The organism is Vreelandella sp. H-I2 (assembly GCF_052959335.1).
On the sequence record NZ_JBRAMC010000005.1, the window covers coordinates 370,460 to 393,177 of the forward strand.

A 22,718-nucleotide genomic window follows, 5' to 3' on the forward strand; every position below is an offset into this window, starting at 1 on the left:
AAACGCAGTTAACCAAGGAAAGGAATAACAACGGTGACAGACCTTCAGCAACACTATTTACTTATTATCAATGGAAAGTCTGCCGGTACGCCGGCATTGCGTGAAGCCGTCAGTGAACAGCGCCAAGCTGGGATGAGAATTACTGTCCGCGCTACCTGGGAAGGGGGTGATGCTGCTGATATTGCTGAGTTATCAGGCGCAATGGGCATTACCCACGTGATTGCCTGTGGGGGAGATGGCACTGTCAGCGAAGTGATGAATGGGTTGATGCGTTTGCCCCATGATCGCCGTCCAGTATTGGGGATTGTGCCGCTAGGCAGTGCTAACGACTTTGCTACCTCGGTTGGATTGCCGCTGGAACCAGGGCTTGCCTTAGCTGCCGCAAAAACATTGAACGCTTACCCTATCGATGTTGCGCGCGTGACGGCAGGCGCGGGAAGTGAGTCTGACACCAGCTACTATATCAATATGACGACGGGTGGGTTTGGCGCGGAGGTGACGTCGACCACACCGAAAACCCTAAAGCGATTATTGGGTGGCGGCGCCTATTCTTTGATGGGTGCGCTAAAGGCATGGCGTCATCGGAGTTATCGCGGCACGCTGCATTGGGATGATAAAGAGGAAAATGTATCGCTATTACTGCTTGCCCTGGGCAATGGTCGCCAGTCAGGCGGAGGGCAGGTGCTAGGGCCACGCGCTAAACTTGACGATGGTTGTCTCGATGTTTTGCTGGTTAAAGACTTTAGGTCGGTAATGGAGCTGACCAGTCTCATTAGAGAATTGCAAAGCTTCCCGTCTGATGGGCGTTTCGTACGCTACTTCACCACGACACAACTGACGTTGACCACTGAGGTGGATAATTCACCTTGGCCGCTTACGCTAGATGGCGAAGCGTGCTGTTATGACCACTTCCGTGCAGAGGTGGTGCCTCTCGCGCTGCGTGTGTTACTGCCAGATAATTGTCCATTGCTGTCCTCGCCCCATCAGCCCTAATCATCTTGGCTTAGCTTTTTAACGTGTAAAGGAGAAGAATCAAATGGCAAACCGCGTGTGGATACCCGCACTCGCCGCAATGGCTCTACTGCTGAGTGCCTGCGGTGATTCCCAGGAAGATCCTGCCGTGACACCAGATGATAATTCGACGGTAGCGGACGAAGAAATGGCTCGTGGTGAGGATGCAAATGAGGAGGAGACCGCGGCTACCTCTGAAGATTCGGCTGATATGTCCAGTCCTGAAGAAGTAGAGGATGACGTTGAAGCACGCCAGGCTGCTGAAGAGCTTGAGCAAGCGGACGCGCTGGATGAGGACAATGATCTACAATCTAGTGATAATGCGGCGGCTAACGGTGAGGAAGTGGAAGCCGGAGAAGATACGCTGGCAGCCAGCCCGGACGATGTGCTTGATGAAGAAAGCGCGATGCCGGGTGAAGCTACTCGCTCCGATGTGGATGAGATCATTGCTGAAACGGAGCGGCGTTTTGAAGAGGCAGAGCAACGCTTGGATGAACAGTTCCAAGAGGTAGAACAGCAGGCTCCCACCATAGAGCCGATGGAGAGTGAGGATTTCTCGCCTAGTTGGGACACAGAAAGCAGTATCCCGGAGCGGACACCTTTGCAAGATGATCGTGAGGGGACCAATGTTGATGCACTGATAGAAGACACCGAGCGCCGCTTTGAAGAGGCGCAGCAGCGCCTCGAAGAGCAGTTTAAGGAGTTAGAAAATAGAGAAGCCGAGAGCGGGCCAGCGATAGAGCCTGACGAACTTGAGCGTGGTGATGTAAATGCCCTTGAAAATAGCCAGGAGACTGGTTCCAGTGATGAGAGGTGATCCTTAGAGGGCGTATTCTCATTTATTGACCATAAAAAAGGCCCGCATTAGCGGGCCTTTGTCCATCCGTTAGCAATTAAGCAGGACGAATGTTGGAAGCCTGAAGGCCTTTTTTACCCTGAGTCACTTCGAAGCTGACTTTTTGACCATCTTGCAGGGTCTTGAAGCCTTCAGCTTGAATTTCGGAGAAGTGGGCGAACAGATCGTCTCCGCCGTCATCCGGAGAGATGAAGCCGAAGCCTTTAGTATCGTTGAACCACTTAACTGTGCCAGTTGCCATTTTCCATTTCCTTAACGAGCTTAATAATCAAACGGGCAACTCTATTGTCCACCCGCTACAATCACTCTAGATGTAAACTCGGCTGTCGTCCAGCGACATTCCTAAGATTTTCTATTTCGTTGCGAGCAAGCATAAATGATGCAGTTCGGTTTTATAGATGCGCAGTTTGTTTCCTTTCTGGTCGCGATCACGCTGCTAACGATTAGTCCCGGTGTCGATACCTTGCTAGTTATTCGGAATACCGCCCGCGGGGGCGTTCGTGATGGTATTACCACCAGCGTGGCAATCTGCTGCGGACTATTTATTCATGCCACCATTTCTGCATTAGGTATCTCGCTTATCCTGCTGCAATCGGCCTGGGCGTTTCATATGTTGAAGTTGGCAGGGGCGGGCTATCTAATCTGGCTGGGTATCACGAGCTTATTGGCAGCACGACGGGGACAACCGCTACCCGTTAATGGGATGCTAAAAGATGCACCTGCCGTTTCGCGCTGGCAGCCGGTCAAAGAAGGCTTTTTATCCAATGTGTTGAATCCGAAAACGGTAGTGTTCTACATGGCTTTTTTGCCTCAGTTTATCGCTCCCGGCGACCCTGCTTTGTTGAAATCTCTTTGGCTGGCGAGCGTGCATTTTATCATCGCCAATATCTGGCAAATCAGCGTGGTGTTGATGGTGGGTAGTGCTGGGAAGTGGCTCGCCAACGCACGTTTTGCGCAAACCTTAAACGCTGCCACGGGAACCGTGCTGATCGTTTTTGGTATTCGGCTGGCATTAACACAGCGCCCGGTATAAACGGGCGCTGGCGTTGTCGTGATTAGTGAAGGGCTTAGCGGCGGGCAAGCAGGGCCCGGTCGTAGCGTACCTGCTGCTCGTTATCGCTCAGCAGCGAAACGCCTTCGCTATTGCCGCCGTTGGCTAGACTCTCAAAAATCACTCGATAGCTAAGTACGGCCTGTACGTAGTCGCGCGTTTCGCGATAAGGAATGCTTTCCACGAATAGATCAAATGCCTCCACGCCATCCCCTAGCCACTGGTCGACGCGGCCAGGCCCAGCGTTATAAGCCGCGGCTGCGGCTAGGCGATTGCCCTGATAACGTTGCAGCTTGTCACGCAAATAGGTGCTGCCCAAGCGGATATTTAGCTCTGGGTCTAGCACACCGTAGGGGCCAGGATCGCTAATGCCCAGTTCGCGGCTGACTTGGCTGGCGGTGCCAGGCATTAGCTGCATTAAGCCCCGTGCGCCTGCGGGTGAAAGGGCGTTAGGGTTGTAAGCGCTTTCGCGGCGGGTAATGGCCATCAGTAGGTATGGGTCAACGCCGGTAAGGCGACCCCAATGCTGAAAGCTATCGTGATAGGCCTGGGGGAAGCGCCAATCCAACGAATCCCACAGCTCGCCAGCAATGGTGGTCTGCACTAAGCGCGCATGCCACTGCTGTTGGGCAGCATAGTCAGCTAACGCTCTCGCCTGTTGGGGTGAACCACTTTGCACAGCGTTTAACCACTCGCTGTTGGCGAGTCCATCTTCACCAATGCGTAGCAATGCCTCGGTGCGCTGTACCGCGGGGAGCTGGGCAATGCGTTGTCGCGACGCGTCGTCAAAATGATGGCGTTCATGATTCAACTGATAGGGTTGGCCGAGCTTTTCTGCTGCCGCGAAGCCGTAAAAACTGCGATCTTGCGCAGCCTGCTGGTAGCGTGCTTCGGCGGCCGCTTGGTTGCCAAGCTGTGCATTGGCGCGGCCCAACCAATACTGCCAGCGGCTATTTTCTTGTTGGATGGTTGGCATCTCAGCAATCCAATAGATCACCCCGTTCCAATCCCGGCTAGCCAGCGCATGGCGGACACGAAGCTCTAAGACGCGCTCACTCTCAAGGCTCGGTAGCACGCCGTCAACCCAGCTTAGCGTGCCCGGTACATCGCGCACCAGGGCATAAAAAGCCAGCTCTTCCTCAATGGCTTGGCGGTCACTGGGCAGCAGGTTTAAACGCGACGAGAGTGTTTGCCAGGCGGCAAAGGCTGCTGGCGTGTCTTCACGGATGTAGCGCTGCATGGCAGCCCGGTAGAAGCTTGCTGTGGCGGCACATTCTGGGCCTAAGCAGGTGGGCGCCTGGGTAATTGCGCTGCTACGTTTGCTGACGTCTTCTGCAGTGTCCAGAGCGGTTTGCCACTGGCCGTTTAACAGCCCGCCAAGATAGCTTGAAAGATGCGTTTCTCCCGCCTGCCAGGCTAACATTTTACGCTCCCAAATAGCCGTGGCATCAATAGTGCCGTTAGCTCGCAGGCGATCAAATAGTGGGTCACAGGCGTTAGGCTGTGAGCTGCCAACCCGCCATAAGTCCAACCCTGCCTCGCTTGCCTGCTGGGGTTGAGAAGCGAGCAGCGCGGTGTAGTAGTAGCACTGACGGGCCGTACCTGCAGGCTCGCCATCGGCAACCGAGAGCAAGTCGCTAAAGCGCCCGGCATGGCCATAGTGGGCAATGGCCTGACCGCGCATCCAGCCGGCGAGGGGGGAACCCTCATACTGATTGATAAAGCGATGCACACTGTCAGGAGAGACATTCGGCAACTGCGCCTTCAAACGGTGGTATTCCACGTAGCCACGCAGTGGATGGTCTTCTATAGCGGCTGCGTCAACACGCGCCCACTGCTGCTCTCTTGCTGCCGCAAGTGCATCGCGTAATTCACTATCGGTAGCACTCCACGAAAGTGCGGGTAACCCCGCCAGTAATGCCGTACATAGCACACGAGCGGTATGGCGAAATGGCATAGCCAACATGGTGCTCTCTCTCTATCGGTGTAAAGTTATCTGGACAACCGTGGACTTCCACGTAGTTTGCTGAGCAATCGCTATACTGAACCAATAATAGTCAGCATGATCTGACCACGAACATCTTGCAGAGAAGATACTTGGAGGACTTACTTACGATGGCCCCATTATCCACTTGGTGGTTTCTGCGTCGACTCAAATCCCGTGTTTGGGCGACAAAACGTATTGTGCGTGCGTTAAAACTGTTTATACCGATGACACGTGATGTGATTCGTGGCGACTTTCGGCCAGTGCCCTGGTCGGCATTCGCCATGATGGCATTAGCGCTAGGCTATTTGGTACTCCCGTTTGATCTTATACCTGATTTTCTAATGTTAATCGGCGTGGTAGATGATGTGCTGATTGTCGGCTGGTTGCTAAACCGGATCGATCAGCGCCTGGAGGGTTACCGTGCCTGGAAGTATAGTGACCCCGACATAACGCCTTCTTAACCTCTGCTGTTTCTTAACTCCAGCTGCTTGAAAAAGCGCTGCTTATCCCCATATCAGGCTCACGAGACTACTTTAATGCCTCTGCTGCTTTGGCAGGGGCAGGCACATGACCCAACGTGAACCATAATAAGGGATAAGCGCATGACTACTGCTACCCATGAGCAAGCGACTGATAAAACAGCGACCCATGAAGAAACGCTTGGCTTTCAAACGGAAGTTAAGCAGCTGTTGAATTTAATGATTCACTCTCTGTACTCCAACAGAGAGATCTTCCTTCGTGAACTTATCTCAAACGCTGCGGATGCCTGCGATAAGTTGCGCTACGCGGCACTCGATAACGATGCGCTCTATGAGGGCGATAGCGAGCTGCGTATCGAAATCGAACACGACCGGGATGCCAACACCATCACCTTGCGGGATAACGGTGTCGGTATGAACCGCGAAGATGTTATTGCCAACTTAGGCACCATCGCGCGCTCTGGTACAGCTGAATTTCTCAAACAGCTTTCCGGTGAGCAGCAGAAAGATGCCAAGTTGATCGGCCAGTTCGGCGTCGGTTTCTACTCGGGCTTTATTGTGGCTGATGAGATCGCGGTGCGCACGCGTAAAGCGGGCACTGACGCTGCTGAGGGCGTTGAGTGGCGCTCGAAAGGGGAAGGCGAGTTTACCGTTGCCGATATTGAGCGTGCCCAGCACGGTACTGAAATTATCTTGCATCTGAAAGAGGATGCCAAAGAGTTCGCCGATGACTATCGTCTGCAGGGATTAGTGCGCAAGTATTCAGATCATATCGAAGTACCGGTGCGCATGCCGAAAACCGAAACGGCTAAGGACGATGAGGGCAACAGCATCGAAGGTAGTGAAGTAACTACCTGGGAAACCGTTAACGAAGCGACGGCGCTATGGTCGCGTCCCAAGAGCGAAGTTTCCGACGATGAGTACAAGGCGTTCTATAAGCACGTTGCGCACGATTTTTCTGACCCGCTGACCTGGAGCCATAACAAGGTCGAAGGCAAGCTTGAGTATACCAGCTTGCTCTATGTGCCCGAGCGCGCGCCGTTTGATATGTTTGACCGTGATGGCGCCAGAGGTGTGAAGCTCTACGTTCAGCGTGTCTTTATCATGGATGACGCTGAGCAATTCCTGCCGCTTTATCTGCGCTTTATCAAAGGCGTGCTGGATACCCGTGAACTGTCATTAAACGTCTCACGCGAGTTGCTCCAGCAAGACCCCAATGTCGATAAAATCAAAGCAGCGCTCACCAAGCGCGGTTTGGATATGCTGAAAAAGCTGGCCAAGGATAAAGAGCAGTATCAAACCTTCTGGAATAACTTTGGTAGCGTATTGAAAGAAGGTCCCGGCGAAGATCCGTCCAACCGTGAGAAAATCGCTGGCTTGTTGCGCTTTGCTTCAACCCACACTGATACGGCTACTCAGGAACATGCGCTAGCTGACTATGTCGAGCGCATGAAAGAGGGGCAGAAGAAGATTTACTACGTTGTAGCCGATAGCTTCAACGCGGCTAAAAACAGCCCGCACTTAGAGATATTCCGCAAAAAAGGCATCGAAGTACTGCTGTTGTCTGACCGTATTGATGATTGGCTGATGAGCCATCTGACGGAGTTCGACGGAAAAACCTTTGCCGATGTCGCCAAGGGCGAGTTGGATCTAGGCGACGTAGAAGACGAAGAAGAGAAGAAAGCTCAGGAGGAGACCGCTAAGGCCAAAGAGGACCTGGTCAAGCGCGTTAAAGAAGCGTTGGGTGATGGGGTGCAGGAAGTGAAAATCACCCATCGTCTGACCGACTCTCCGGCCTGTGTGGTATTGCCCGAACATGAAATGGGCTACCAGATGCGCCGTATTATGGAAGCCGCTGGTCAGCCGCTGCCTGAGGTGAAGCCGATACTTGAGCTGAACCCTAGCCATGCATTAGTAGCGCGCCTGGAAGGGGCTGAAGGCGATTTGTTCACCCAGCTCTCCTACATTCTGCTGGATCAAGCCATTATTGCTGAGGGTGGCCATTTGGATGATCCTGCAGCCTACGTGAAGCGCCTTAATAGCGTGTTGACTGCCTAGTTAACTGTGCAATGCTAAGGTATTGTCGCTATTGATGCCTGAGACGGCCCGCTTGGTTACTCAAGCGGGCCGTTTGTTTTGATACAGTAAGCATATACGTTCTGCAAGACTGACTAGGACCTCATCATGGCTGAGCAGCAAATTAACGTTGCGGTACTCGGAGGCGGGAGTTTCGGTACGGCATTGGCGAGTATTGCCGCCGATAATGGCGCACGCGTACGCCAGTGGATGCGTGACGAAACGCTGGTCTCGCAAATAAATAATGAACATCGTAATGGGCGCTATTTGCCTCATTATTTAATGAACCCGGCCGTGCATGCTTCATCGGATATCCAAGCCGTGCTGACTGACGCAGAGCTGGTGCTGATCGCGATTCCTTCAAAAGCGTTCCGCAGCGTGGTGCAAGCAGCGAAAGCGTGGCTGACACCTAATCAAATACTGGTGAGCACCACCAAAGGAATTGAGCAGGAAGGCTTCTTGCTGATGAGCCAAGTGCTTGAGCAAGAAACCGGGTTTAGTCATATTGGCGTCATCGCTGGCCCCAACTTGGCGTCTGAAATTGCCGATAAGCAGCTAACCGCTACTGTGATCGCCAGCGCAGATCCATTAACGCGCACACGGGTCCAGCAGGCGCTTGGTTGCCGTTATTTTCGTGTTTATGCCAGCGATGACCGCCACGGTGTCGAGCTGGGTGGCGCGCTAAAAAATATATACGCCATTGCCGCAGGCATGGCGGCTGCGCTGGGCATGGGTGAAAATACCCGTAGTATGTTGATGACCCGCGCTTTGGCTGAAATGAGCCGCTTTGCTGTTGCCCAGGGTGCCAACCCCATGACATTTTTAGGCTTGGCAGGCGTGGGGGACTTGATTGTTACCTGCTCGTCCAATCTGTCGCGTAATTATCGAGTCGGTTATGCCATGGGCGAGGGGCGTACGCTAGAAGAAGCCGTCGAATCACTCGGCCAAGTGGCGGAAGGAGTGAATACCGTTAAACTGGTATGCGCCAAGGCGAGTGAAATGGGCGTTTATATGCCGCTGGCTGAAGGGCTCAGTCATGTGTTATTTGACGGCGTACCCGCTCAAGATATGGCACGCACATTGATGATGGGTGAGCAGAGTAGCGATGTAGAATTTATTTTGCCCCGTGAAGCCGTACAGCAGGCTCATCGCGAACAATCGCCTCACAACCAAGCTCCTCACAACCAGGCTTCTAAGGACCAGGCTTCTAAGGACAAAGTTGCTAAGGACAAAGTTGCTAAGGACAAAGTCTCTAAGGATCATGGAGGCAGGAATGCCTAATGTGCTGTTGATGCGCCATGGCGAGGCTGCGCCGGGGTATCCCGACCATACGCGCCGACTAACGCCTCAAGGCGAGCGGGAGAGTGAAAAAATGGCGCGCTGGCTGGCCGAGCGTGTGGCTGCGGGTGAGTTGCCAATGCCAACGCTCTATTCAAGCCCCTACGTACGAGCGCAGCAAACCGCGCAAGCGCTGAGTGAGGCGCTGGGTGCTCCCCTTGAGACGCTAGATTTTATCACTCCTGATGACTCACCCAGTGCTGTGAGCGATTGGTTGCTTGAACAGCCTGAGAGCGCATCGATTATGCTGGTGAGTCATATGCCGCTGATGGGCGATCTGGCGGGGTTGTTGGTCGAGGGTAGCCCTGCCCAAGGCGTTGGTTTTCCTACCGCCGCCATCGCCGAGTTTGAAGCCGATGTATGGGCAGCAGGCTGTGCTCAGCTGAAGCGCTTTACCCAGCCCAGCCAGCTTTGGTTTCCATAAAGACCAAAACATAAGGGCCAAAAAAAGCGGCTGCCGAAGCAGCCGCTGATGTCTTCTATCGTTCAAATCACTGTTACAGCAGTGCGTCGAGCTTCTCTTTAAGTAAGCTATTGACCTGTTGCGGGTTGGCGGTGCCACGTGATGCCTTCATCACTTGACCGACAAAGTAGCCGATCATCTTGCCGCGTTTTTCTGGCTCGGAGTCGCGGTACTGAGCGACTTGGGCGGGATTGTCGGCGATGACTTGATCAATGATCGCTTCAATGGCGCCAGTGTCGGTCATCTGCTTGAGACCTTTCGCCTCAATGATCTTGTCGGCGGAGTCACCCTGACCATTCCACAAAGCCTGGAAGACTTCCTTGGCGGCTTTACCGTTAATGGTGTCATCCAATACGCGGCTGATCAGTTCGCCTAGCTGGCGCGCTGAAATCGGGCTGTTGGCAATGCTTAGATTTTCACGGTTAAGCGCCCCGGAAAGCTCGCCTTGAACCCAGTTGGCCGCCTGCTTGGCATCCCCGCACACGCGATGGACTGACTCAAAGAACTCGGCCATGTCACGACTGGCGGAGATAACATTGGCGTCATAAGCAGACAGCCCCAGCTCGTTTTGGAAGCGTTCTCGCTTATCAGCAGGCAGTTCAGGGAGTTGGCTGCGCAAGTGGTCCAGGTAGGCCTGATCAAGCACTACCGGCAGCAGGTCGGGGCAGGGGAAATAGCGGTAGTCGTTGGCCTCTTCCTTGGTCCGCATGCTGCGGGTTTCATCGCGCTCGGGATCAAAAAGGCGTGTCTCCTGAACGACCTTGCCACCCTCTTCGATTAACTCGATTTGTCGCTCAACTTCAAACGCAATGGCACGCTCGACGAAGCGGAAAGAGTTGACGTTTTTAATTTCAGCGCGCGTACCCAATGCTTCCTGATCTTTACGGCGTACCGAAACATTGACGTCGCAGCGCATTGAGCCCTCCGCCATATTGCCATCGGAAATACCCAGATAGGTGACGATCGAGTGAATAGCTTTGAGGTAGGCGGCAGCCTCTTTGGAGCTGCGCATATCAGGTTCAGATACAATCTCCAGTAGCGGTGTGCCTGCCCGGTTAAGGTCGATGCCTGTCATGCCATGAAAATCTTCATGCAGTGACTTGCCCGCATCTTCCTCAAGGTGTGCATGGTGGATACGGATACGCTTAGTGCTGCCATCCTCCAAGGTGATTTCAACCTCACCCGGACCCACGATAGGGTGGTACATCTGGCTCGTCTGATAGCCCTTGGGCAGGTCGGGGTAGAAGTAGTTTTTGCGGTCAAACACTGACACTTCAGCAATATCCGCATGCACCGCCAAGCCAAACTGAACGGCCATCGCCACGGCCTGTTCATTGAGCACCGGCAATACACCCGGTAAGCCTAAATCGACGGCACACGCCTGAGTGTTTGGCTCAGCGCCAAACGCCGTTGAGGCGCCGGAAAAAATTTTCGAACGTGTTGCGAGCTGAACGTGGACTTCAAGCCCAATCACGGTTTCCCATTGCATTAGGCGTACTCCTCAGCAAAGGCAGGACGTTGTAAGTGCCAGTCGGTCGCCTGCTGAAACTGGTGAGCGACATTAAGCAACTGCGCTTCGGCAAAGTGGGTGCCGAGGATTTGCAGCCCCACAGGGCGGCCATTGGAAAAGCCTGCCGGGACGCTAATGCCAGGGATGCCAGCCAGGTTAACCGCTATGGTGTAGATATCCTGCAGGTACATCGATACGGGGTCCTTTTTGGCACCCAGTTCAAAGGCTGGTGTGGGCGAGGCGGGACCCATCAGTACATCCACATCTTGGAAAGCATCAAGGAAATCCTGGCGGATCAGGCGACGTACTTTTTGTGCTTTGGTGTAGTAGGCATCAAAGAAACCTTCTGACAGCGTATGAGTGCCGATCAAAATGCGACGCTTCACTTCTTCGCCGAAGCCCTCAGCCCGTGAGCGTGTATACAGGTCAATCAAGTCGCTGGGGTTTTCGCAGCGGTGGCCAAAGCGCACGCCGTCGTAGCGGGACAGGTTCGAAGAGGCTTCCGCGGGGGCAATAACGTAGTAAGCCGGAATTGCATAGGCTGTATGTGGCAAGCTGACATCGCGTACCGTCGCGCCCAGCGATTCGTAGACCTTCACTGCTTCGCGGACGGCCTTTTCGACGTCGGGGTCTAAGCCATCGCCAAAATACTCTTTAGGCAGGCCGATTTTAAGGCCCGAAAGCGGTGCATTAAGGCCTTCCACATAGTCGGGTACGCCACGGGCAACGCTGGTGGAATCACGGCCGTCGTGGCCGGCAATGACACCCAATAGATGGGCGCAGTCTTCGGCGCTGCGTGCCATGGGCCCTGCCTGGTCAAGGCTTGAAGCGTAAGCAATGATGCCAAAGCGTGACACGCGGCCATAGGTGGGCTTTAAGCCGGTGATGCCACAAAACGCCGCGGGCTGGCGAATAGAGCCGCCGGTATCGGTGCCCATGGCCGCTGGCACTAAACCCGCTGCTACTGCCGCCGCGCTGCCGCCGGAGCTGCCGCCAGGTACCGCCGTCAAATCCCAGGGGTTTTTGACCGGACCGTAGAAACTGTTCTCGTTGGAGGAGCCCATGGCGAACTCATCCATATTGGTTTTACCCAGGCTGATAGTGCCTGCCGCGTTCAGTTTTTCAACCACGGTGGCATTGTAAGGGGCAATAAAGTTGTCCAGCATTTTCGAGCCACAGCTGGTTTTTACATCACGGGTACAAAAAATATCTTTCAAAGCCAGGGGAATGCCAGTCAGTGGGCCGGCACTGCCCGCTGCTCGTTCGCTATCCGCTTTTTCAGCTTGTTTGAGTGCCTGCTCAGCAGTCACGCTGATAAAACTGTTCAGCTTGCCGTCGGCCTTGTCAATGCGCTGTAAATAGTGAGTAGTAAGCTCGCGGCTTGAAAACTCACCACTTTTTAAAGCGGCAGCGAGTTGCGTTAATGTTTTCTCATACATGACCCAGAAGCTCCGTTCAGGGGCGAAAAAAAAGAGGCATAAGTGGTGGCTTGGGTAACCTCGAATACGCGGTTATTCGACGACGCGGGGTACCAGATATAAGCCGTTTTCCACCGCCGGAGCACAGCGCTGAAACGTGTCGCGCTGATTCGTTTCGGTTACTTCATCGGCGCGCAGTCGCTGGGTCGCATCTAATGGATGGGCAAGTGGCTTAACGCCTTCTGTATCAAGCCCTTGGAGTTGGTCGACCATGTCCAAAATCCGGCTTAGGTCGTCTACAAAACCGCTGGCTTGGTCATCGCTGACAGCGAGTCGGGCCAAATGCGCGGCCCGGCGCACATGAGATTCTTCAAGCGCCATGATCGAAGTTTCCTCGTAAACGTAATGGAACAATATCCGCTTTAAGCGGTATACATACCGATATCAAAAAAACGTCTTGTGTAGCAGACGTGGAAAATAGCGTAAAAGGTACCACATATTGGCCTTTACGGGCAGTATTAGGCACGACTCGTGCTTGCTGCAAAGGGGTTGCGGTGATACCGTTTGCATCCGCATAGGGTTCCCGGTCTGCACTAGGTAACAACATCCATGTTTAAACGTTTGAGGGGGCTGTTTTCCAGCGATCTGTCGATCGACTTAGGTACAGCCAACACACTGATTTATGTACGCGGTCGCGGCATCGTGCTCGATGAACCTTCCGTGGTGGCAATTCGACAATCTGGCAATATGCGCAGCGTCGCGGCAGTCGGTACCGATGCCAAGCGAATGTTGGGTCGTACGCCTGGCAATATTACTGCGATTCGGCCGATGAAAGATGGCGTTATTGCTGACTTCACCGTCACCGAGCAGATGCTCCAGCACTTTATCCGCAAGGTTCATCAAAGCACTTTTTTAACCCCCAGCCCGCGTGTGCTGGTGTGCGTTCCTTGCATGTCAACGCAAGTAGAGCGTCGGGCGATTCGTGAGTCTGCTGAAGGTGCTGGCGCTCGCGAAGTGTTCTTGATCGAAGAACCCATGGCTGCGGCGATTGGCGCAGGCCTTCCGGTTGATGAAGCGCAAGGGTCGATGGTGGTGGATATCGGTGGTGGTACTACCGAAATCGCGATTATTTCGCTCAATGGCGTGGTCTATTCCGAGTCTATACGCGTGGGTGGGGACCGTTTTGATGAAGCGATCACCGCTTATGTTCGTCGCCATTACGGCAGCCTGATTGGTGAGGCGACAGCCGAGCGCATTAAAGAAGAAATTGGTTGTGCCTATCCCGGTGGTGAACTACGCGAAATTGACGTACGAGGGCGCAACCTGGCCGAAGGCATTCCAAGAAGCTTTACGCTAAACTCCCACGAAATCCTGGAAGCTTTGCAAGAAACGCTGGGTTCCATCGTGGCTGCTATCAAAAGCGCTCTTGAACAGTCTCCACCCGAGTTGGCGTCTGACATCGCCGAGCGTGGCTTGGTGTTAACAGGGGGCGGTGCCTTATTGCGTGACTTGGATAAGCTCATTGCTGAAGAGACGGGGCTACCGGTAATTGTTGCCGAAGACCCATTGACCTGCGTTGCTCGCGGCGGTGGTAAAGCACTGGAAATGATTGATCAGCACACCTTTGAGTTGCTGTCGAGCGACTAATCGCAGCGGTTAATTGCGGGGGGATTGCCTATTAAACCGCTGTTTTCGCACGGGCCGCTGCCGGGATATCGGCTGTTTTTCTGCGTGCTGGCTGCCAGTGCTTTAATGTTTGTCGACCAGCGTTTTACGCGCATGGAACAAGTGCGTGCGCAAATGTCGATGGTCGTTGCTCCTATTCAATGGGTGGTTAGTGTGCCTAGCGACCTGTTGAATTGGGGGTCGCTTGCGCTCTCTGATCAACAAGCATTGGTAGATGAAAACCGCCGTCTGCGTGAGCAGATTCTTACCCTCTCCCATCGTGGTCAGCGAATGGCCAATTTGACCGCGGAAAATAGCGAGCTGCGCGATTTGCTGAACGCTGCTAAGCGCCGTGATATCCCCTATATTACTGTGGAGCTGTTGTCGCTCGATAACGATCCTTTTAGCCATCAAATGGTCATTAACCGTGGGCATCGAAACGGTGCCTACGTAGGTCAACCTGTCATCGATGCGTCTGGCCTGGTGGGGCAAATTACCGCTGTATCTGCCTATTCCAGTCGCGTTCTGCTATTGGCAGATGCTAGCCATGCCTTGCCGGTTCAGCTTAATCGTAACGGCCTACGCTTTATTGTTCAGGGAGCAGGGCGTTATAGCACCGTCAATGTCATGCATGTGCCTGATACGGCGGACATTCGCGAAGGTGACCTGCTGACGACGTCGGGGCTGGCTGGTCGTTTTCCGCCCGGTTACCCCGTGGCGCGTGTGACCGAAGTCTTTCACGATCCCGGTAAGCCCTTTGCTCGGGTAACGGCCGAACCCATGGCACAGCTACAACGATCTCGTCACTTCTTACTGCTATTTCCACCGCCACGGCAGGAAGTGGATGAGCAAGCTTGGGACGAGACATTGGATATTTCGGCAGAGGCGTTACGCTCTTCGCTGCAGCTTGCCGCTTCCGAACAAGAGGTGCCCTGATGGCGCGTGCACCGGTAGTGCCCATTTTAGCGATTTGGCTAAGTCTGCTATTGGCGTTATGCCTGCAAGTTATGCCGCTAGCCGATGGCTGGCAGGTGTACCGTCCGGAGTGGCTGGGCCTTATGCTGATCTACTGGTGTATGCGAACGCCCGACAGAGTCGGTGTTTTTCATGGTTTCGTGCTGGGCATTTTGATGGATTTAATTGAAGGCACCGCACTCGGACAGCATGCGCTTATTTACGCACTCTTAGCTTTTCTTTGTGCACTCGTGTATCCACGCTTTCGGGCTTATTCGTTAGTACAGCAGTCAGCCTTGGTGTTAGTGCTACTTGGCTTGGTGCAACTCGTTGCGCAATGGTTGCGAACCATTTTGGGCGATTTTTCGATTCATTTAGCCTTTTTAATACCCTCACTGATTAGTGCGCTGCTGTGGCCATGGCTGGCCACGATGTTTTTAGCATTAGAACGTCGATTGGCCGCTTCATGACGGCCCCTGTCTTGTGCTTAGCCTCTGCCTCGCCACGCCGCAGGGCTTTATTGGCATCTATTGGCGTGCCGGTCGTCGTGCACCCCTGTGATATTGATGAGACGCCGCTGGCCGGTGAGTCGGCTACGGCCTATGTGTGCCGTTTGGCGGTAGCTAAAGCAGAGGCGGCAGTACTCCTAACTGACTTGCCTACGCTCGGTTCAGATACCGCTGTTGTTGTTGATGGGCGTATTCTAGGTAAACCGGTAGATGCCGAAGAGGGCGCCAAGATGTTGCGGCTGCTTTCCGGTAGACGTCATGAAGTGCTTACCGCCGTGGCGGTGAGTGGGCCAGAAGGCATGCTCTCCTGTTGTGTCGCTACTCAGGTGACGATGCGTGAAATTGAAACACATGAAATAGCGGCCTACTGGCGTACCGGCGAGCCTGCCGATAAGGCGGGGGGCTATGCGATACAGGGTCTGGCAGCCGTGTTTGTAAAACAGATTCAAGGCAGTCATTCGGCGGTGGTAGGGCTACCGCTGTTTGAGACGACGCACTTGCTACGCCGACAGGGTGTGCCTATCTGGCAGCGCGTTTAACTGCCTAGATGAGAGTGCCGCCTGCGTCGCTGGCAAGGAATACGTCAACCAACAAGGAATTTTGCATGAGCGGTGAAGTTCTCATCAATTTAACGCCAATGGAAACCCGCGTAGCGCTGGTTGAAAATGGCGTTCTGCAAGAGGCACTGATCGAACGTTCCCGTCGGCGTGGTATCGTGGGCAATATCTACAAAGGCAAAGTAGTCCGTGTACTGCCTGGAATGCAGGCTGCCTTTGTTGATATTGGCTTAGAGCGGGCGGCGTTTATTCATGCCCATGAAGTAATGCCTCCCGGCACGTCTCCAGATGAACAGCAAACCATTGGGCAGTTGCTTCACGAAGGGCAGGCGCTAGTGGTGCAAGCCACCAAAGATCCCATTGGTAGTAAAGGGGCGCGCTTAACTACCCATCTGTCGATTCCTTCTCGTTATTTGGTCTATATGCCGGACTCCCCACACCATGGCGTATCGCAACGTATCGAGGATGAGCGTGAGCGCGAGCGTTTAAAAGCACTTTTGGATAGCAGTGTGGCAGAGCAAACGCTGGAAGTGACGGGTGGCTTTATTGTCCGTACCGCTGCCGAAGGGGTGGGCGATGAAGAGCTCAAAGGCGATATGCACTTTTTGCTACGGCTATGGCGCAAAGTGAGCGAGCGTAAAGTAACCGCAACGCCACAAACTGTCATTTATGATGATTTGCCGCTATTCATGCGTACCCTACGCGATGTCATGCGCGATGATATCGAAAAAATACGCATTGATTCGCGAGAGAATTTCGTCAAGCTGGTGGAGTTTGCTGAAGAGTTTATGCCCGATGCGGTTGAGCGTATTGAGTACTATCCTGGTGAGCGGCCCATCTTTGATCTTTACAGCGTCGAAGACGAGATCCAAAAAGCGCTGGGACGGAAAGTACAGCTGAAATCGGGTGGTTACTTGGTGATTGATCCCACCGAGGCGATGACAACTATTGATGTTAATACCGGTGGTTATGTCGGTCACCGCAATCTTGAAGAGACCATTTTCAAGACCAATCTTGAAGCGGCCACCGCCATTGCCCGCCAGCTCCGGTTGCGTAATCTGGGTGGCATTATCATTATCGACTTTATCGATATGGTTGATGTTGAGCATCAGCGGCAAGTATTGCGTGTCCTTGAAAAAGCCTTAGAGCGCGATCATGCTAAAACCAAGTGTACTGGCGTCACCGAGCTTGGTCTTGTTCAGCTTACGCGTAAACGCACCCGGGAGAGTTTGGAGCAGACACTCTGCGAAGCCTGTCCTACCTGCAGCGGCCGCGGAACGCTTAAAACCCCAGAAACTGTCTGCTATGAAATTTTTCGCGAGATTCTGCGCGAAGAGCGTGCTTACAGTGCTGAAACCTACATGGTGCTAGCCTCGCAACCGGTCGTTGATCGTTTATTGGATGAAGAGTCAGCGGCGGTGGCAGACCTGGAAACCTTTATCAATAAAACCATTCGATTCCAGGTTGAGCAGCACTACTCCCAAGAACAGTACGATATTGTACTGATGTAATCATGCAGACTCGTTCGCTGGCGCGTTGGGGGTTGGTGATAGCCGCTTGGCTGTTGGGCAGTGTGGCGGTATTGCTGCTACTGTTCCGCCTGGCCATTAGCCAGTCCGACGCGCTAACCCCACGCATTGAAGCGCTGCTTGAAGCACGTATTGGCGTGCCAGTGACCATTGAGCATTTATCGCTCTCGCTCGCCCGTAATGATCTGTTATTACGCCTTGATGGCCTGCGTGCAGAAACGCCCGATGGCCAAGCGTTGTTTTCTTTGCAGCATGCGGGGCTGCGTTTGGATACCTGGGCGTCGCTTGCCAATTGGGCGCCCATCTTCAGCGATGCCCGTATAAGCGGTACGCAGTTTCATCTCTATCAAGGCAAGGGTTCTTCCTGGCAGTGGCCAGAACCCGCTGAACTACCGCTATTGATGGCGCCTGATCCTGATGTCGACTTGGCCACTATTGATGATTGGGTCGGACTGATACTGCGTCAACGTTTATGGGTAGATGACACCCTGGTAGTGTTGCACGGTAAGCAAGACACTGCGATGTTACATGCCCAGACATTATTGCTGACTGGCAATGAGCGACGTACGCGGCTGGAAGGTGCCATTAATATTGCCCCGTCTCTTCAGCAAGCGCACGAAGTCGCTCTCCCGGCGGCTGAGATGAAGGTGGAAATGCAGCCTGGCCACCGGGGCTTCAGCGACTTTTCGGCAGCGTTTCAATTGGATATTCAGCTGGATCAGTTAGTTTTGTTAGCAGATATGTTCCGGCCTGAACATGCGGCCTATTTAGAGCAGGCCGGGGGCAGTGCGCGGCTGTGGGGTCGTTGGCGTGCCGGGCGGCTTGAAGAGGCCCGCGTAGCCGTCGGCGTGCCACAGTTAACGCTTCGCCATAATGTTCAGTACGCAGTGTTAAGGGACATTGAAGCCAATGGCTTGTGGCAACGCGACGGTGAAGGAGGTGAGGCATGGCTAAGCGGCGATGCGGAAAGTGTGGAGTGGGCCCAGCCCCCCGGCGGCAGCGTGGGGCCAGCCTTACCACGCCACTGGCACGCCACGCATCAGCCTGGGGAGTGGGAAGTGCGTACCAGTGCCTTTGAACTCGCCTCACTGACCGCTTGGCGTGACTATGTGTTGCTCCCTGAGTCCGTCACGCGAGTATTGCAAACTCTCGCCCCTCGGGGGCAAGTCGAGGGGTTGCATGTCGGGCAGCAGGAGGGTCGCTGGGGGGTGGACGCGGCGCTAACGAATGTAGAAGTCTCGCCGTGGCAGCAGGCACCGGGTGGTGGCCCGGTGGACGCTTGGGTGCAGGCGCGTGACTTTCGCGGCCGTGTACTGTTTAGCAGCCCCGGCGACAGTACGCTCTACTTCCCCAAATTCTTTGCTGACCCTATGCAACTCCGACGTGCCGAGGGGGAAGTGGAGTGGGTGTATGACGGGCCCAATACGATGGTGAGTGGTAAACGCCTTAGCGTTGATTGGGATGGTGCACAGGTATCGGGTGGCTTTGGTTTGGTCACCGGCAACCAGCGCGGTCATTTTGGTTTGGATTTGAATTTTAGCGAGGTAGATGCGTTAGACCGTCCGCTGGCCCAGTGGCTACCGCTTAGCGTAATGGATGATGACCTTCGGGACTGGCTGCTCGATGATATTGGTGGCTACGTCACTGAGGGCTCGTTACAGCTAAGCCAACCGTTAGGGGAAAAGGTAACTGCCGAAGACTTTACCGCCATACTTGAGTTGGCGATTACTCAAGGACATTTACCGATTGCACCTGGCTGGCCGGGCCTTGACGATGTTAAAGGTCGCCTCATATGGCAAGACAGAGTATTAAAAGCTGAAATAGAGCATGCCCAGAGCCATGGCGTCACTGCTTCAGGGGGTGAGTTGGTGATGGAAGATGACACGCTTAACCTTGCAGGCCAATTACAAGCTGACGGGACAGCATTAACGGCATTTCTGCAGGCGATGCCAGATATAGACCTTTCACAATTGAGCGATTTGAGCGTGACCGGTGAGGTAAATGGCGATATTGCGCTGTCGTTACCATTGGACCTCCCCGAAGCACTGCAATTGGAAATTAATGCGCTTCCAAGATTTTCCGAAGTCGTTTACCAACCGTTGGATTTACGCCTTCAAGCGGTTGAGGGAGATCTTGCGTGGCTCCAGAACGGGGAGAGCCGCGGGCTCGTCGGCGAAGCCAGTGGCCAATTGCTAGGCGGGGAAATAGCGGCAGATTTCAATACCCAGCGCGACGCGATAGCGCTGCAGGGTAATCTCGCTACCTCCGAGCTTTTTGAACTAGCGGGAGTGAGTGGCCGTCAGGGGCGTCTACCGCTTGAAGGGCAACTGCAGTGGCAGGGCAACATCAGCCTATTGCCGACTCCCACCCTGCGGATGGATAGTCGCCTAATGGGCATCACCAGTCGCTTGCCTGATCCTTTTGCCAAGACTGCCCAGCAGCCATGGCCTTTGACCGTTACTGCTGATATTGATAGTGGACGCATCGAAAGCCGTTTGGCAGATATTGCGTCTGCACGCATTCAGCAGCGCAATGGCTCAATGGCCGGGTCGCTATATTTAGGCAGTGAAGCAGAGAACGCACATGCTTGGCCTAATCAGCCTGGAATTACCATCAATGCCAATATACCGCAGCTTGACCCGCTAGCGTGGCAGCAGGCGATCACACCGCTAATGGTAGACGGAGCGCCTACATCATCTAGCGAGGGTACTCAAACGCCACTAACGTTTTCATTAACAACACCATGCGTGGTTTACCAGAAGGAGTGTTTAGGGAGTTTTAGCGCGAATGGTGGCGTTAACGGTGGCCTTATTGATATGGGGATGAACGGTAACCTTGTTACTGGGCGTTTACGGTATAATGCACAATCACCGCAGCCCTTAGACATGGCCATTGAGGCATTGTCACTTGATCGCTTATTGGCGTTAGCGGACGTACAACATGACAGTGATGCGCCTACACCAGACTCCTGGCTAAAAGCGGTTGAAACACAGCGGGAGGCGCCTGCCGTGATTCCAGATTGGCTGGCTGATGTGCCCAATGGGCGCTTGCGGTTAGCCGAAATTGCTATGGGGTCACGTCGCTTTGGCCCTTTAACGGCCTACTGGAAAACTGATGATGAGCGGTTTTCGCTCACGCCTGTTGGCTTAACTTTGGGTCAGCTTTCCGCTCGCGGGGAGCTACACTGGGAGGGAGATACTGCCTCCAGTCATACCCGGGCGGACATTTCTATCCAAGGCGGTGATATAGGGACAGCCCTTGAGCGCCTTGATCAGCCTGTGGCCATGCGCAGCCGCAGCACTGATGTGGTTGCCTCTCTGGATTGGCCAGGGGCGCCTTGGCAATTGGCGCTAAGACATGCCGATGGCTATATCAGTACGGATATCCGCGACGGCAGCTTTGTTACATTGGAGTCCGCACCGGCGCGTCTCATTGGCTTACTCAATTTCGATAATATTTTGCGCCGTTTGCGCTTGGATTTTTCTGACGTTACCGGCCGAGGTACAGCGTTTGATCGTGTCAAAGGTACGGCTGATGTCACCGGTGGGCTGCTCACGCTACGTGGTCCATTGCAAATTGATGCCCCGGCCACCACTCTAACGCTTACTGGCAATGCCAATCTGGCGACACGTGAACTTGACCAGCGACTTGGCGTCACACTGCCAGTGACGCAAAGTTTACCGATCGCGGCCATCGCCGTTGGTGCGCCCATCGTGGGCGGCGCGCTGTTCCTCGCTGATCAGTTGTTTGGCGACGCCCTAGATCGCGCCACGACACTCCATTATCGCGTGCGAGGTCCTTGGACTTCGCCGCAGGTTACTTTAGAAGGCCCCCAATGACCGCATATAAAAGTGATGTAGATACGGCTGCAGCCATCCTCTTGACGCCTGGAGGGCTGGATTTGGATGCCCTGGAAACAGGGTTGGACTACGCCATGGGCGCGGGCATTGACTACGCTGATCTCTATTTTCAGCGCACCTGGCAAGAGGGGTGGGTACTGGAAGATAGCGAGGTGAAAGAAGCGAGTTACAATATTGATGGTGGAGTCGGCGTGCGCTCATTGGCGGGTGAAAAAACCGGCTTTGCCTACTCAAATCAAATTACCGCCGATGCATTAATGGATACCGGTCGTACGGCGGCGGGCATCGTGCGTAGTGGCAAGCGTCTGCCTGGGCAATTGGTTCAGCCTGTGTCAGCCCTGTCGCGTTATGCCGGTATAGATCCGTTAGCGGGGCTAAGTGCGGAAGATAAAGTTGCCATGTTGAAACAGGCTGATCGAGTGGCGCGTGCCGCTGATCCGAGTATCAGCCAGGTGAGCGCCTCGCTCTCGGGTACCTATGAGGTGGTATTGGTCCGGGCCAGTGATGGCACGCTGGCTGCCGATATTCGTCCACTGGTGCGCTTCAATGTCAGTGTCATTGCGGTTAAAAACGGTCGCCGTGAGCGCGGCAGTGCGGGAGGCGGCGGTCGATACTCCATGGCGAAGCTGCGCGATGACCAGGTGGCGGAACTGTACGCTAAAGAGGCGGTTCGTCAGGCGCTGGTCAATCTTGAAGCCATTGATGCCCCCGCTGGGCAAATGCCTGTGGTACTGGCATCAGGTTGGCCGGGAATTTTACTCCATGAAGCGGTGGGGCACGGCCTTGAGGGAGATTTCAATCGCAAGGGCAGTTCCGCTTTTGCCGGGAAGATGGGTAAACGCGTCGCGGCCAAGGGTGTCACGATTGTGGACGATGCAACGATATCGGATAGCCGCGGTTCAATGAGCGTGGATGACGAGGGCACACCGGGTCAATACACACCGCTCATTGAAAACGGTATTTTAACGGGATATATGCAGGACAAGCTCAACGCGCGGCTAATGGGGATGGCTCCCACTGGGAATGCGAGACGAGAGTCCTTTGCCCACCTACCGATGCCGCGTATGACCAATACAGTGATGCTCGCTGGCCAAGATGAGCCCAGTGATATTATCAAAAGCGTTAAACGGGGCATTTATGCAGTGAGTTTCGGTGGCGGTCAGGTGGATATCACCTCGGGTAAATTCGTGTTCTCCGCCAGTGAAGCCTACCTGATTGAAGACGGCAAAGTGACAGCGCCGGTAAAAGGGGCAACGTTAATTGGTAATGGCCCGGAAGCGATGCAGCGGGTCTCTATGATTGGTCATGATATGGCGTTGGATACCGGTATCGGCGTATGTGGCAAAGAGGGGCAGGGGGTACCAGTGGGTGTCGGCCAGCCCACGTTGAAATTGGATGAGCTGACCGTCGGTGGTACCCAGTCTTAAGTTCATTCTTAAAGAGAGGTTGTTTTTA

The 22,718-nt window shown here is 54.2% G+C and carries 19 protein-coding genes; 14 read left to right on the forward strand and 5 right to left on the reverse strand.

The window, feature by feature from the left end:
• Positions 1-33: 33 nt before the first annotated feature.
• Both yegS and ACUVOF_RS14845 read left to right on the forward strand, forming a co-directional pair.
• Positions 34-993, forward strand: a complete 960-nt coding sequence (gene yegS, locus ACUVOF_RS14840; RefSeq protein WP_447045103.1) for a lipid kinase YegS — start codon at positions 34-36, stop codon at positions 991-993.
• A gap of 43 nt (positions 994-1,036) precedes the next feature.
• Positions 1,037-1,828, forward strand: a complete 792-nt coding sequence (locus ACUVOF_RS14845; protein ID WP_447045104.1) for a hypothetical protein — start codon at positions 1,037-1,039, stop codon at positions 1,826-1,828.
• 76 nt (positions 1,829-1,904) lie between these two features.
• Here the strand turns inward: ACUVOF_RS14845 and ACUVOF_RS14850 are convergent, their stop codons facing one another.
• Complete coding sequence (locus ACUVOF_RS14850; protein WP_007114660.1) at positions 1,905-2,108, reverse strand: cold-shock protein; 204 nt, start codon at positions 2,106-2,108, stop codon at positions 1,905-1,907.
• A gap of 135 nt (positions 2,109-2,243) precedes the next feature.
• On the opposite strand from ACUVOF_RS14850, the gene ACUVOF_RS14855 reads away from it, so the two are divergent.
• Positions 2,244-2,900, forward strand: a complete 657-nt coding sequence (locus tag ACUVOF_RS14855) for a LysE family translocator (RefSeq protein ID WP_447045105.1) — start codon at positions 2,244-2,246, stop codon at positions 2,898-2,900.
• Positions 2,901-2,934: 34 nt separating this feature from the next.
• Here ACUVOF_RS14855 and ACUVOF_RS14860 read toward each other — a convergent pair whose 3' ends face one another.
• Complete coding sequence (locus tag ACUVOF_RS14860) at positions 2,935-4,884, reverse strand: transglycosylase SLT domain-containing protein (protein ID WP_447045106.1); 1,950 nt, start codon at positions 4,882-4,884, stop codon at positions 2,935-2,937.
• A 149-nt stretch (positions 4,885-5,033) separates the two neighbouring features.
• Here ACUVOF_RS14860 and ACUVOF_RS14865 point away from each other — a divergent pair, with 149 nt between their 5' ends.
• The 4 genes from ACUVOF_RS14865 (at position 5,034) to sixA (ending at position 9,222) form a co-directional block, all read left to right on the forward strand.
• Entirely contained in the window at positions 5,034-5,366 is a 333-nt protein-coding gene (locus ACUVOF_RS14865; protein ID WP_447045107.1) for a YkvA family protein, read from the forward strand.
• 141 nt (positions 5,367-5,507) lie between these two features.
• Entirely contained in the window at positions 5,508-7,442 is a 1,935-nt protein-coding gene (htpG, locus tag ACUVOF_RS14870) for a molecular chaperone HtpG (protein ID WP_447045108.1), read from the forward strand.
• A 126-nt stretch (positions 7,443-7,568) separates the two neighbouring features.
• A complete protein-coding gene (locus tag ACUVOF_RS14875; RefSeq protein ID WP_447045109.1) occupies positions 7,569-8,741 on the forward strand; it encodes an NAD(P)H-dependent glycerol-3-phosphate dehydrogenase in 1,173 nt (390 codons plus the stop codon).
• Positions 8,734-9,222: a phosphohistidine phosphatase SixA gene (sixA, locus tag ACUVOF_RS14880; RefSeq protein ID WP_447045110.1), complete on the forward strand. Its 489-nt coding sequence runs from the start codon at positions 8,734-8,736 to the stop codon at positions 9,220-9,222. The genes ACUVOF_RS14875 and sixA overlap by 8 nt, the downstream gene beginning before the upstream one ends.
• Positions 9,223-9,295: 73 nt before the next feature.
• Here the strand turns inward: sixA and gatB are convergent, their stop codons facing one another.
• The 3 genes from gatB to gatC all read right to left on the reverse strand — a co-directional run bounded on the left by gatB (position 9,296) and on the right by gatC (position 12,570).
• Positions 9,296-10,750 (reverse strand): Asp-tRNA(Asn)/Glu-tRNA(Gln) amidotransferase subunit GatB, encoded by a 1,455-nt coding sequence (gatB, locus tag ACUVOF_RS14885; protein ID WP_447045111.1) that lies wholly within the window; start codon positions 10,748-10,750, stop codon positions 9,296-9,298.
• Entirely contained in the window at positions 10,750-12,210 is a 1,461-nt protein-coding gene (gatA, locus tag ACUVOF_RS14890; protein ID WP_447045112.1) for an Asp-tRNA(Asn)/Glu-tRNA(Gln) amidotransferase subunit GatA, read from the reverse strand. The genes gatB and gatA overlap by 1 nt, the downstream gene beginning before the upstream one ends.
• A gap of 72 nt (positions 12,211-12,282) precedes the next feature.
• Positions 12,283-12,570: an Asp-tRNA(Asn)/Glu-tRNA(Gln) amidotransferase subunit GatC gene (gatC, locus tag ACUVOF_RS14895; protein WP_113268201.1), complete on the reverse strand. Its 288-nt coding sequence runs from the start codon at positions 12,568-12,570 to the stop codon at positions 12,283-12,285.
• 228 nt (positions 12,571-12,798) lie between these two features.
• On the opposite strand from gatC, the gene ACUVOF_RS14900 reads away from it, so the two are divergent.
• The 7 genes from ACUVOF_RS14900 (at position 12,799) to tldD (ending at position 22,690) form a co-directional block, all read left to right on the forward strand.
• A complete protein-coding gene (locus tag ACUVOF_RS14900) occupies positions 12,799-13,836 on the forward strand; it encodes a rod shape-determining protein (protein ID WP_008958638.1) in 1,038 nt (345 codons plus the stop codon).
• A 24-nt stretch (positions 13,837-13,860) separates the two neighbouring features.
• Entirely contained in the window at positions 13,861-14,790 is a 930-nt protein-coding gene (gene mreC / locus ACUVOF_RS14905) for a rod shape-determining protein MreC (protein ID WP_447045113.1), read from the forward strand.
• Positions 14,790-15,278 carry a rod shape-determining protein MreD gene (mreD, locus tag ACUVOF_RS14910; RefSeq protein ID WP_447045114.1) on the forward strand — a complete coding sequence of 163 codons (489 nt, stop codon included), beginning with the start codon at positions 14,790-14,792 and terminating at the stop codon, positions 15,276-15,278. The genes mreC and mreD overlap by 1 nt, the downstream gene beginning before the upstream one ends.
• Positions 15,275-15,856 (forward strand): Maf family protein, encoded by a 582-nt coding sequence (locus ACUVOF_RS14915; RefSeq protein WP_447045115.1) that lies wholly within the window; start codon positions 15,275-15,277, stop codon positions 15,854-15,856. Before mreD ends, ACUVOF_RS14915 begins: the two co-directional genes overlap by 4 nt.
• Positions 15,857-15,921: 65 nt before the next feature.
• On the forward strand, positions 15,922-17,385 hold the full coding sequence (rng, locus tag ACUVOF_RS14920; RefSeq protein ID WP_447045116.1) for a ribonuclease G: 1,464 nt from the start codon (positions 15,922-15,924) through the stop codon (positions 17,383-17,385).
• 2 nt (positions 17,386-17,387) lie between these two features.
• A complete protein-coding gene (locus ACUVOF_RS14925) occupies positions 17,388-21,242 on the forward strand; it encodes a YhdP family phospholipid transporter (RefSeq protein WP_447045117.1) in 3,855 nt (1,284 codons plus the stop codon).
• The gene (gene tldD / locus ACUVOF_RS14930; RefSeq protein WP_447045118.1) at positions 21,239-22,690 is read left to right on the forward strand and encodes a metalloprotease TldD; all 1,452 of its coding nucleotides are present in this window, start codon (positions 21,239-21,241) and stop codon (positions 22,688-22,690) included. The genes ACUVOF_RS14925 and tldD overlap by 4 nt, the downstream gene beginning before the upstream one ends.
• Positions 22,691-22,718 lie beyond the last annotated feature (28 nt).